This is a genomic window from Pedobacter sp. Leaf132, assembly GCF_920984695.1.
Classification (GTDB): domain Bacteria; phylum Bacteroidota; class Bacteroidia; order Sphingobacteriales; family Sphingobacteriaceae; genus Pedobacter.
In genome coordinates, this window is record NZ_CAKLBO010000012.1 from 120165 (window position 1) to 131973 (window position 11809).

Below are 11809 nucleotides of genomic sequence, written 5' to 3' on the forward strand. Positions count from 1 at the left end.
ATTATTTCGGCTAAGTTAACAAGAATCATTCTAAATAAAGATTTATTTTGAATCAAATTGAGTACAACGGCTTGCTTAAAAAACCTCATTAAATCAAATTTATTTATAAACAACTCTTTTATAATGATTTACAAAATAAATTTATTTATAAATAGTCTAAATAAATTATTTGTTACAACAAAAAGTTCAACCTTGAGGCTTAAATAATTTAGCTAAATTGTGAGTTAATTGGATAAACCGAATAGAGTTTAAAAGGAAAGACGAATGATAAGATCCTGACGATAGTGAGATAACATTAATTGAAATTATATGTTATGGGCATAAAAATCGTTATAACTATAAAATTATATTTTCATTTAAAACGTTAAACAGGATAAAACATGATTATCAAAAAGTTTTTTATAACCACAATTATCGGATTATTTGCACTCACAATGTATTCTTGCAAAGCTAAAAAACCACTTGCAAAAGCAGAAGCAGCACCAGTTACAAAACCAACACCACCAGTTGAAGAGAAAAAGCCTGCACCTGAACCGGCTAAACAAGAGGAAGCACCTGCTTCTACAGATAATCCTAATTTTAACTTAGATAACATTCAATTTGAATTTAATTCGGCTGTACTAAAAACCTCATCATTCTCTATTTTAGATAAAGCCGTAGCCGAAATGAAAAAATCGCCAGATACTAAATTTGTGTTAAACGGACATTCATCGGCCGAGGGAACGCCAGAACACAACATGTCTTTGTCGATTGATAGGGCAAATTCAGTAAAATCTTACCTGGTCAATGCAGGTTTAAATGCCTCTAATTTTAGAATCGTTGGTCACGGCGAGAAAGAACCAATTACCTCAAATGATAGCGAGGAAGGAAGAATTTTAAATAGAAGAACTGAAATTAGAATTGACAAATAATCATCTAAAAAAACAAAAAATGCCTTGATTAATCGTCAAGGCATTTATAATTTAATCAATAGCGATAATTTTCCCAAATTTTAATTCAGTATTAACAGGAGCATCTGCAGGGTAAGAAATGTATTTTATAGAAAGAATAGTATTCGTAATAGAAAATTTTCCCTTTTCAAACAATTGATAACTTACATTTCGCTTAGTTGGATTTCCGGCGGCGTTAAATTCAACACTTTCGCTTATATTAACGGTTAAATTCTCACCATCAATTTTGTAAGTACCGTTTACTTCTGAAGTTTTTGCAGTGCTGCTCCAGATTTCCATTGTAAACAATCCATCGGGTTTAAAAATTAACCTTCTGCCAATACTTCCGTTTACGCTTGCTTCTTGCCATGCTCCGGTAAGCACATCAGTTTTACCTGCTGGTTTATCCTTTTTGCATGAAATAAAAATAATAGACAATAGAAAAAATATACCGAAGGTTTTTAATAGGTTGTTACGCATAGTTTTAAGGTTTTTAGAGTAAAACGAATAAACAGCTTAAAATGCTACAACTTAATAATCTTCATTTTCCATTCCTGCTTCTAACCTTTTGAGCTCGGCATCCATATCAAGCATGGCCATTTCTTGCTTAGCAATTAATTCACGGCATGCGGCAAGCTGACTTCTTAAATCAAAGATTTCTTTTTGCAGTTCAATTAAACTCTTCCCGGTTTCTTCCTGCATCTTTCTAAGCTCCAGCCTGGTCATAAAACCGCCTTCACTTAAAAAAATTTCTAAGCCAGATTGTTTCCCAATTAATGCCGGTAAAGGATGCCCGTGAACCTCTCCAATAAGCATAATTAAATTTAACTGGTTTAAAAGCTGAAGATATTCTGATGCCAGGATTGCATTTCCCCTAAAAATGTGAAGAATCCTATCTGTTTTAACATATTCCTCATGCTTAAACTCTTGTAGTATTCTATCTAAAAGTTCGCACTTGGCTGATGTTAAGTTAGTTGGAAACCTGTCCATTACTATGATTTTGAGGGATGTTATGCGTTATTGGGATTTATGAATTCTTTTCGAACAATAAATATAGAAAAATTTAATCATGGTTCTAAGTTTTCAAATCTTATCAAGTCATTTAAAGGCTTTTAGAGTCACAAATTTTAAACCATCATGATTTTGTAACGATATCTTTATTGTTGGCTACAAAATTTTCAAACTGCTTTTATCTTTTATCGTTAAATTGTTACAACTTTTCGAGGCTTACAATTAAAATAAACCCCAACATTCGATACATTAGTAACCATAAATTATTCATTGATGAAAAAAATACTCACTATACTTTTTCTTAGCAGTTGTACTATTGTTGTTAATGCTCAAACCATTGTAAACCGCAATGCTGATATCGATAAGATGGTAAAATCGGTTAACGCTGATTCGTTAAAATCATACATTACAAAAATGGTTTCTTTCGGTACCAGAAGTACTATAAGTGATACTAAAAGTAAAACTAAAGGTATTGGCGCCGCCAGAAATTGGGTAGTTAATAAATTTAACCAGTTTGCTAAGCAAAGCGATGGAAGATTATCAGCATTTCTGGATACAGTTACCATAAACCCTGACGGAAAACGTGTTGACAAGCAAATTGTGTTAGGCAATGCAGTGGCCATTTTGAAGGGTAGCGATGCAAATGATAAAAGAGTTTTTGTAGTAAGCGGGCACCTGGATAGTCGCGTTACAGATGTGATGAACAGAGTTAGCGATGCTCCAGGCGCAAATGACGATGGTAGTGGCGTGGCCGGTGTTATTGAAGCCGCCCGAATTATGAGTCAACACAAATTTCCGGCTACGGTAATTTTTGTTGCGGTTAGTGGCGAAGAGCAATCTTTATTAGGCTCGGGTTTTATGGCATCAAAAGCGAAGAAAGAAGGCTGGAATTTAGAAGCCATGCTTAATAACGATATGATTGGAAGCAACAATGCCAGCGAAACACAAATTATAGATAATACTAAGCTGCGAGTTTTTAGCGAAGGATTACCGGCTTTCGAATTAGATAAAAATGCTAAAAACATTCGCCAGTTTGGTTTAGAGAATGATGGTAAAAGCAGGCAACTGGCACGCTATGTTAAAGAAGTTGGAGAACGTTATGTTGATCAGCTCGAGATTAAATTAATTTATCGTAATGATAGATTTTTGCGTGGCGGTGACCATACGCCATTTGTAGAAAATGGTTTTACGGCGGTAAGAATTACAGAAATGAACGAAAACTTCGATCATCAACATCAGGATTTACGAACTGAAAAAGGAGTTATATATGGTGATTTAATCGAATTTATGGATTTTGAATATCTTCGAAAAAATACAGCTGTCAACATTTCGGTTTTAGCAAATTTAGCTAAGGCCCCATCTATACCAACAGAGCTTAAAGTTGATGTGAAAAACTTAAGCAATTCTACTTTCTTATATTGGAAAGCACCGGTAAATGGTCGTGTTAAAGGCTATTATATTTTAATGCGAGAAACAAGTAGCCCAGTATGGCAAAAGAAATTTTTTACCACAGCTACAGAAATGCGTTTGCCTTATAGTAAAGATAATTACTTGTTTGCGGTGCAAAGTGTTGGCAACGAGGATAACGAGAGCTTGCCGGTAGTACCATCAATTGGCAGATAAAAAAACCATTAAGTAAATCGCTTGTTTATTCGAAAATTCCCAAATGAAATTTAAACCTTTAGCATTAATTTTAAACATAGCCTTAACCCTTGGCATTGGTGCATTGGGCGGCATCGCAACGGCTAACTCTGTTAAAACCTGGTATTTAACCCTCAATAAACCTTCATTCAATCCGCCAAGTTGGTTATTTGCGCCAGTATGGACAACACTTTACATATTAATTGGCATTGCAGCCTATTTGGTATGGGTTAAAAGAGATACCATAGTGCACTTCCCCAGAACTGTAGCGATTTATGTCATTCAGCTAATTTTAAATCTTTGCTGGTCATTTATATTTTTCTATTTCCATGAAATAGGTTTTGCATTGGCAGAGATAATTATGCTCCTCATTATGATTATTATAAATGCAATAACCTTTTATAAAATCGATAAACTGGCCGGACTTCTTTTCATCCCTTACATTTTATGGGTAAGTTTTGCATCATTTTTAACATATAACATTTACATACTCAACTAATTTTCAAAAGAAAACACTTATTTTTAGAGAGTGGTAACTCTTAAAAGATATTTGCTGATGCTTTTTATTTTGTGCTGTTTTAAGTTACAGGCACAAAAGGTTGGTTTAGTATTTAGTGGCGGCGGTGCTAAAGGATTGGCGCATATTGGCACTTTAAAAGCTTTAGAAGAAAACCACATTCCAATTGATTACATCACAGGAACATCGATGGGCGGAATTGTTGGCGCCATGTATGCGGCCGGATATACACCCGCACAAATTGAAAATATTGCAACAGGTAACGAATTTCAAAATTGGGTAAATGGCCGTTATACCAGCGATTATACTTATTACTTTGAAAAAAATGCACCAAACGCATCTATGCTTGCTGCCAAAGTTGCTATAGATTCAGGTTTTCACTTCAGCTTCCGCTCAAATTTAATTAATGATATACCCTTAAATTTTGCCTTTTTAGAGTTATTTTCTCAAGCATCTGCTGCATCAAAAGATAATTTTAATAATCTATTTGTGCCCTTTAGATGCATGGTTGCCGATGTACTTTCGCAAGAGAGCATAACGGTTGATAAAGGAAGTTTAGCCGAGGCGGTTAGAGCAACCATGACCGTACCGATTATTTACCGTCCAATTAAGCTTGATGGAAAATATGTATTTGATGGCGGGCTTTATAATAATTTTCCAGCTGATGTAATGCAAAAAGAATTCGAGCCTGATTACATAATTGGCGCAAATGTATCTTCAAAAACATATAACGAATACCCAAAAAGTAATGATGAAAGATTAATGAACCGCTTTTTGGTTTATATGTTTCTTTCAAAATCAGACTCTACAATGGTTGGTAAAAACGGAATTTACATCCAACCTAACGTTGGCAACTATAGTGTTACTAATTTCTCGCCGGTTAAAGATTTAATTCAAAAAGGCTATGAAGCCACCATGGCAGATATGGAACGGATTAAAGCACTTATAAAGCGAAGGGTTACTGATGAAGAGCTTGCAGCGAAAAGAGAAAAATTTAATCGTAAAAAACCTGATTTTGTTTTTAACAACATTACCGTAACTGGTGTGAATGACCAGCAAAAACGTTATGTAGAGCGCTTATTTAAAAGTGATAAACAAACTTTTAATCTCGATGATATTAAACGAGGTTATTATAAGCTGGTGGCAGACCAGACTTTTGAAACCATTTATCCAAAAATTGTGTACGAGCCTGCAACAGATAACTACACTTTTGAAGTAGTTGCCCAACCTAAAAAAAGTTTTAAGCTTGATTTAGGCGGCAATATTTCTACACGGCCAATTAGCAACGTATTTTTAGGTGCACAATACAATTATTTAAACCGCAAAGCTTACACTTTTGGAACCAGTTTCTATTCTGGAAGATTTTACGAATCGGTACAAATGAGTGGCAGAATTGATTACCCCACAAAGCTCCCAATTTTTTTAGGTGCGGAGTTAACTTATAACCATTGGAATTTTTACAACACCAGCCAGATTTTTATTGAAAACCCACGCCCGATTTATATAGAACAAGCCGATAGGAAAATTGATTTGATGATGGGATTTCCGCTTAATTACAACACAAAGGTGGTTTTGCACGCTGCTTTTATCAATAATCAAGACCAATACAGTCCAAACAATTCTTTTGCCGTTGGCGATATATTAGACCAAACCGTCTTTAATGGCTTTAAATCATCACTTAACCTCGAAAAAAATTCTTTAAACCGTAAACAATATGCAACCCGCGGACAAAGTTTTACCATAAGTTTTAACTATACTACAGGTAGAGAAAACTATAATCCAGGCAATATTTTCAGAAATATTGTTCCGGCAAACACCATAAAACCTTTTAACCAAATCCGGCAATGGGGTAGCATTAAGCTTTCGCAAGAAAATTATTTTCTTCACCTTAATAAATACACATTGGGTTATTTAATTGAAGGGGTAATATCAAACCAACCGCTTTTTAATAACTATTATTCAACATTACTGGTTTCACCTGCATTTTATCCGTTGCAAGATAGCCGTTCTTTGTTTTTAGATAAATTCAGGGCTTCTACTTATGCTGCTGGCGGTATAAAAAATATTTTCAGCATCAGAAAAAATTTAGATTTTAGATTGGAAGGCTATCTTTTCTTGCCGCATAAAGAATACGAATTAAACAATTTACAAGATGTTGGATACGCAAAAGCGATTACCAAACTGCGTTATGCAGCCACAGCGGGTGTGGTTTATCAATCGCCGGTTGGCCCTGTAAGCTTAAGTTATAATTTATATAACGATGCGATTAAAAGAAATGGTGTATTATTGCACATTGGTTACTTAATTTACAATAAACGTTCTATAGAATGAAAAGAGGATTTATCTTATTGTTTCTCTGCTTAGCAAGCATTTTTGGCTTTGCTCAAACATCGGCAATTAATAATTTTTTAGTTAAAGAGAACCTTTTAAAAAACAATAAACTGGCCATAATTGCTGCCGATTCTTTAAACAATCCAAACGAAGACATTAATGGTATTTACACTTTTAGTGTTAGCGGTTTTACGCAGAGTTTAAAATTTAATGATGGTATAGCGGTTTTACCGTTGCCTATTGAGCGCTCTACTTTTGTATATCTTAAACACAAAAACGACACCGGAACACATAGCAAATTGGTTTACGTTTATAAAAAAGATGGCGACTTAACGCCATACCCAATTAATAGTTTATGGTTATTCCTTATCCCAATTTTACTGGTAATTATAGCCTTCGCTTTCAGAAAGCTGATAATTTTTGCAGTAATAATATTCCTTGTATTTGTATACTTTAACCACAGCAGCGGCCTTAACCTAGCAACATTTTTCGAAAGTATTTTTGATGCATTAAAGAATTTAGTATAATGCTAATAAATGTGAAATGCGTTTGATTTAGAAAGGCATTCCTATACCAAAATTGTATTGCAAAAACCGATAAGTATCTGGCGCATGGGTGGCGTTAAAGTTGTCTCTAAATGCTCTTCCATTAGATAAAAATTTACCAATAACCCATTGTTCGGAGCCTGAGAATTGTGGGTCTTTAACCTTCAAACCAATATCAAACCTAAATACAAAGTATTGAACATCATACCTAAACCCGGTACCCGCTCCTATTGCCGTTTGCTGAGCCATTTTACTAAGTTTTAGCAAAGTTTGCTGCCTGATTTCTTCGCTTATGTTACCGCTTAAGGTACTTTTACCATTAATATTCCACACGTTACCCATGTCGATAAATGCCGCACCTTTTAAAACGCCACCAAAAAATTTCCTCAATAAGGTATAACGATATTCCAGGTTAGCTTCAATTTTCATCTCCCCTAATTGGTCTAAACCAAATAAGGTTCTTCTACCCAAATCAGTAGCAATAACAGCACGATTGTAATTACCCGGACCTAAAGTTCTGGCTTGCCATGCTCTAATCCCGTTTGAACCACCGGCAAAAAATAATTTTTCAAAAGGTATACCTCTTTCCTGAGAGTTACCATACGCATAACCTACACCAGCGCTTAACCTTGCTACAAACTGATTTGTTCCACCTAAATGTTTATACCAGCGTATATCAATCTCCGGCCTCACATACTGGTTAAATGGCAAACCTAATAATGTTGCAGAATTGCCATTTAGCGGGTCTCTTTTTGCACCGAAAATATTTGTAACACCTTGCAATAAGTTACCTGCAATATCTACACCACCTCGCAAATACACAAAAGTTCTTAACTGGTTAAGCTTATCAGCATTTAAAGTATAGGTATATTTCATCCCCAGTGTTAAATCTTTTCTGCCTAAAAGGATGCCGTAGTAGATGTTGTTTAGTAAAATTTCCTGTGGGATACTTGGATCTAAATTTCCAAACCTGTATTCAAAATTTAAAGGCGTAAAGCTGTGTAATTTCGATTTTGTTTCAAACCAATCGTAAGTAATGGAGTTTATAAATATTCTTCTAATGGATATATCTTTTTGTAAGGCGTAAATGTAGCTCGATGAAAAAGTAGTGTGCGGCATTCCGTTTGCACCTAAAACCGGCGTATAAAAAGGAATAATTAATCTCGGAACACTAATACTGGCACTTATAGAAAAATCTCTTTGGTAAATATCTCTAAACGGCGACGTTCCATTACCAATTCTGGATTGTAAACCACCTTTTAGCTGTAATTCAAATCGCTCTGCGCCTCTAAATAAATTATTGTTGGTGTACGTGTTACTTAAGTTAAAACCTACGGTACCACCGTTAAAAGGCACCTCACCTTCTACTCGGTTGCTCATTACTTTTTGTGGTGTTAAAAGGATAATCGGGTTTATTTTATTCGATGTACTGTCTCGTCTGTAATAATCAATTTTAACATTTTTAAAGATGTTCAACTCATACATCCTATCATAGGTAAGCTGCTCATTTCTAATGTCAAACAACTCATTCTGCTTTAAAAAATCGTAACGAACGATAGGATTTCTTCTATATCTGCCCGAAAAATCTGTGTAAACGATTCCATTTACGGTGTCTTTGCTCAATTTATACCTTGCAGAATCTGGTAATCCATCAGGGCTAGGCGCAATAAGCATGTGTGTATTGCCTATGTAAAACTGTTTATGATCGCCATTAGGCGGATTTGTAATATTAAGTTTTAAATCTACTTTTTTTACATCTGCAGTTTCTATCACATCAAAATTTACAAACGGACGTAAAAATTCGTAGTAACCATTTTCCTTCATTACGCGATAAATCTGGTCTCGCTCATAACTAAGAGAATCCGAATCGTACTGCATGCCCTCGTGCAGATGTGTGAAGTTGGGTTTTTCCTTATGATAAACCGCTCTTACCTGAGGCGTAAAAATAGAATCTGAAAGTTTTCTGATATAAGATGCAGGGCCAGGTTGTGCCTTAAATTTAATCTCTGCTTTTTTATCTTTGACCTGAATATCTGAATTAACCTTTGCTTGGAAATAACCCTTACCCTTTAAGAATTTTTCAATTTGATTACGTGATATTTCCACCAAAGCACTATCTAATATCGCCGGTGGCGAACCAAAAGGCTTTATACCTGTTGTTTTGTATTTACCATCTTTTGTATTAAATAAGTTATAAAGTGGCACATTAATACTAAAAGGCGATGATGGACGAATATCTTTTTGAACATAATTATAAGCCTGTTCTTCAAACTTCGCATCAACGCTATCAATGCTAACTTTTTTAACGATAGCCTGGTAATCTGGTATGTATTTAGTTGAGGAGCAACCTTGGATTAAAACAATAATTAATAGTAATATTGCAGGGCTTTTCAGGTTAGAATAATTAAAGGATTGGTATGCTTTCAAAATCTCAGGTTAGTTTTATTAAATCGTTACATCAAAAAAAATATCGTAAAGAAACCGGTCTTTTTTTGGTTGAGGGTATAAAATCCATAAAAGAGTTTATACAATCAAACTATCAAATCCATAGCATATTTTACAACACAGAACAGTATCATTTGTTGCCCAAATTACCTGCAAATATAAACTTATTTGAGGTAAACAACGCTGAATTAACCAAGATTAGTACTTTACAAACGCCACAAGGTTTTTTAGCTGTTATCCACATACCCGAAAGGGCTTCTGTAGACTTAAATTCATTAAAAAATAATTTTACAATTGTTTTAGATGGCATACAAGACCCGGGTAACATGGGTACCATAATTCGCACTGCAGATTGGTTTGGATTTAAAAACATTATTTGCGCCGAAGATTGTGTTGAAGCCTATAACCCCAAAACGGTACAGGCAACGATGGGTTCTTTAGCGAGGGTAAATATTTATTATGAGCATTTGGTTTCTATTTTAGCGCAAACCGATGTGCCTGTATTTGGTGCGTTGCTGGACGGTAATTCTATTTACAAGATGGATTGGGGAAACGAAGGCCTTATTATTTTAGGTAATGAAGGCAAGGGCATAAGCCCAGAAGTTATTGAAAAAATTAGTAAACCAGTTACCATACCAAGAATTGGATCGGCAGAATCATTAAATGTTGCAGTTAGTGCAGCAATCTTTTGTGCTGAAATAGTGAGAGTTCGAAATTAAAAGCAGATTTTATTTGCGGGCTAATTATTAATTCATATTTTTGCAACCTTGAATTTAAGGGTCGAGTGGCCGAGTGGCTAGGCAGAGGTCTGCAAAACCTTCTACAGCGGTTCGAATCCGCTCTCGACCTCCATTTGTACAAATAAAGAATAATAAAAGGTTAAAACCATGGCAGTTACCAGATTAAAAAGAAAAGACAGAAGAAATAAAAATACCGCTCATCAAGAAGTGGATTTCTTAAAAAGAGCTACTAACATTGAGTTAGGAAGTCGCTCTGCACAACCTAAAAACGACCAATTAGCTAAAAACAACGCTGTTTTAGCTGCATTAGCAAAATAGTTTTTAGGAATCTTCTTAAAAAGATTTAAAGCATCCTTCTGATCAAAGGATGCTTTTTTTATGTCATGAATTTTCTAATTTTGTTGCACCGCCAAAAACGAGATTGCACATAACCAGCATTAAAATTCCTGTTTTTTTAAATAAAATTTTTGTCTTTAATAAAGAAATTTCCTTTAAAAATCTAGTGGGCTTATAACTTTATTTTTGGCAACGTCAGTTATGTGGGTGTAAATTTGAGTTGTAGTTAAGTTGTTATGCCCTAAAAGTTTCTGTATATAACGGATGTCGGTACCATTCTCGAGTAAATGCGTTGCAAAACTATGTCGCAAAACATGTGGCGAAACCACCTTATTAATTTTTGCGTTTAAGGCGGCTTGCTTTAATATGGCTTGTACACTTCTGGGTGAGTATTTTACTTTAGCTTGCCCCTCGAACAAATAATTTGAGGGTAAATAGATTTTAAAATACGCTCTTAAAAGTGGCAAAAGAGATTTTGGCAACATCACTTGCCTGTCTTTATTTCCTTTTGCCTGCCTTATATTTATCACTTCACTTTCTGAGTCAATATCCTCAATTTTTAAATCAATTACTTCGCTTAAGCGTAAGCCACACCCGTATAACGTACTTAAAATTGCTTTGTGTTTTAAATTGCGCACGGCTGCCAAAAGCCTTTTTACCTCTTCTCTGTTTAATACTTCGGTAATGTATGTTCAGTACGTTTCGGAAATAAATCATCTATTTGCAGAGACCTGCTAAATACCATTTTGTAAAACAACTTTAAGCTGCCAATTAATTGCTTTTGGTAAGAGGCCGAAATTCCTTTCTCTTTAATAATTTTTGAAAGATAATTTTCGATAACTTGTTCGTTTACAGCGGCAATTGAAATTTGGTTGTTTTCTTTAAAGAAGACAGATAATGCGGCAAGGTATGATTTAATGGTAGAACTGCTATAACGGGCAATTTCCATTTTTTGCTTAAAAATTTCAGAATATTTCATTTTTTCTTTCGATAAACATTCGTAAATCCAAAAGAATATGATGATGAACAATAGAGATAAAAAACTGAATTTAAATGATTTAAATGAAAATCAAAGAAAATTGTACAAGTAGATTTACGAATGTTATTAAATTCGGATAAACGCAATGCGTAAATTTAGATGTTGGCAGAAATTTAAAAACCAGATATAAAATGAAACAGATTATCACGATGTGCACTTCCCAAAATTCAGACCATTTAAAAGTAGAATTCTAGACCGAGCGCAGCGAGGCTATTAGAAAAACTATTAATTTTAATTGGCAATATGAAAAGAATCAAGTTTACGGAATCCCAGAT

The 11809-nt window shown here is 34.6% G+C and carries 12 protein-coding genes and 1 tRNA gene; 8 read left to right on the top strand and 5 right to left on the bottom strand.

Annotated elements, in window-relative coordinates; all coding sequences use genetic code 11:
• Positions 1–380: 380 nt before the first annotated feature.
• Positions 381–911, top strand: a complete 531-nt coding sequence (locus tag LUA86_RS17745; protein WP_231465291.1) for an OmpA family protein — start codon at positions 381–383, stop codon at positions 909–911.
• A gap of 51 nt (positions 912–962) precedes the next feature.
• Here the strand turns inward: LUA86_RS17745 and LUA86_RS17750 are convergent, their stop codons facing one another.
• Both LUA86_RS17750 and LUA86_RS17755 read right to left on the bottom strand, forming a co-directional pair.
• Entirely contained in the window at positions 963–1409 is a 447-nt protein-coding gene (locus LUA86_RS17750) for a hypothetical protein (RefSeq protein ID WP_231465293.1), read from the bottom strand.
• Between the two features lie 51 nt (positions 1410–1460).
• On the bottom strand, positions 1461–1919 hold the full coding sequence (locus tag LUA86_RS17755; RefSeq protein ID WP_231465295.1) for a hypothetical protein: 459 nt from the start codon (positions 1917–1919) through the stop codon (positions 1461–1463).
• A gap of 294 nt (positions 1920–2213) precedes the next feature.
• On the opposite strand from LUA86_RS17755, the gene LUA86_RS17760 reads away from it, so the two are divergent.
• Genes LUA86_RS17760 through LUA86_RS17775 form a run of 4 tightly spaced genes read left to right on the top strand, consistent with a single transcriptional unit; the run spans position 2214 to position 6956 of the window.
• The gene (locus LUA86_RS17760) at positions 2214–3563 is read left to right on the top strand and encodes a M28 family metallopeptidase (RefSeq protein ID WP_231465297.1); all 1350 of its coding nucleotides are present in this window, start codon (positions 2214–2216) and stop codon (positions 3561–3563) included.
• A gap of 43 nt (positions 3564–3606) precedes the next feature.
• Entirely contained in the window at positions 3607–4080 is a 474-nt protein-coding gene (locus LUA86_RS17765) for a TspO/MBR family protein (RefSeq protein WP_231465299.1), read from the top strand.
• Positions 4081–4137: 57 nt separating this feature from the next.
• Positions 4138–6429, top strand: a complete 2292-nt coding sequence (locus LUA86_RS17770) for a patatin-like phospholipase family protein (RefSeq protein ID WP_231465301.1) — start codon at positions 4138–4140, stop codon at positions 6427–6429.
• Complete coding sequence (locus LUA86_RS17775; protein WP_231465303.1) at positions 6426–6956, top strand: hypothetical protein; 531 nt, start codon at positions 6426–6428, stop codon at positions 6954–6956. The genes LUA86_RS17770 and LUA86_RS17775 overlap by 4 nt, the downstream gene beginning before the upstream one ends.
• A 27-nt stretch (positions 6957–6983) precedes the next feature.
• Here LUA86_RS17775 and LUA86_RS17780 read toward each other — a convergent pair whose 3' ends face one another.
• Complete coding sequence (locus LUA86_RS17780) at positions 6984–9401, bottom strand: BamA/TamA family outer membrane protein (RefSeq protein ID WP_231465305.1); 2418 nt, start codon at positions 9399–9401, stop codon at positions 6984–6986.
• Here LUA86_RS17780 and LUA86_RS17785 point away from each other — a divergent pair.
• The 3 genes from LUA86_RS17785 to LUA86_RS17795 all read left to right on the top strand — a co-directional run bounded on the left by LUA86_RS17785 (position 9392) and on the right by LUA86_RS17795 (position 10477).
• A complete protein-coding gene (locus LUA86_RS17785; protein WP_231465307.1) occupies positions 9392–10138 on the top strand; it encodes an RNA methyltransferase in 747 nt (248 codons plus the stop codon). The two genes, LUA86_RS17780 and LUA86_RS17785, sit on opposite strands and share 10 nt — an antisense overlap.
• A gap of 59 nt (positions 10139–10197) precedes the next feature.
• Positions 10198–10271, top strand: a tRNA-Cys gene (locus LUA86_RS17790).
• A gap of 35 nt (positions 10272–10306) precedes the next feature.
• Entirely contained in the window at positions 10307–10477 is a 171-nt protein-coding gene (locus LUA86_RS17795) for a spore protein (protein WP_231465309.1), read from the top strand.
• Positions 10478–10650: 173 nt separating this feature from the next.
• On the opposite strand, the gene LUA86_RS17800 is transcribed toward LUA86_RS17795, so the two are convergent.
• Positions 10651–11133 (bottom strand): tyrosine-type recombinase/integrase, encoded by a 483-nt coding sequence (locus LUA86_RS17800; protein ID WP_231465311.1) that lies wholly within the window; start codon positions 11131–11133, stop codon positions 10651–10653.
• 32 nt (positions 11134–11165) lie between these two features.
• Positions 11166–11474, bottom strand: a complete 309-nt coding sequence (locus LUA86_RS17805; protein WP_231465313.1) for a phage integrase N-terminal SAM-like domain-containing protein — start codon at positions 11472–11474, stop codon at positions 11166–11168.
• Positions 11475–11809: the final 335 nt, after the last annotated feature.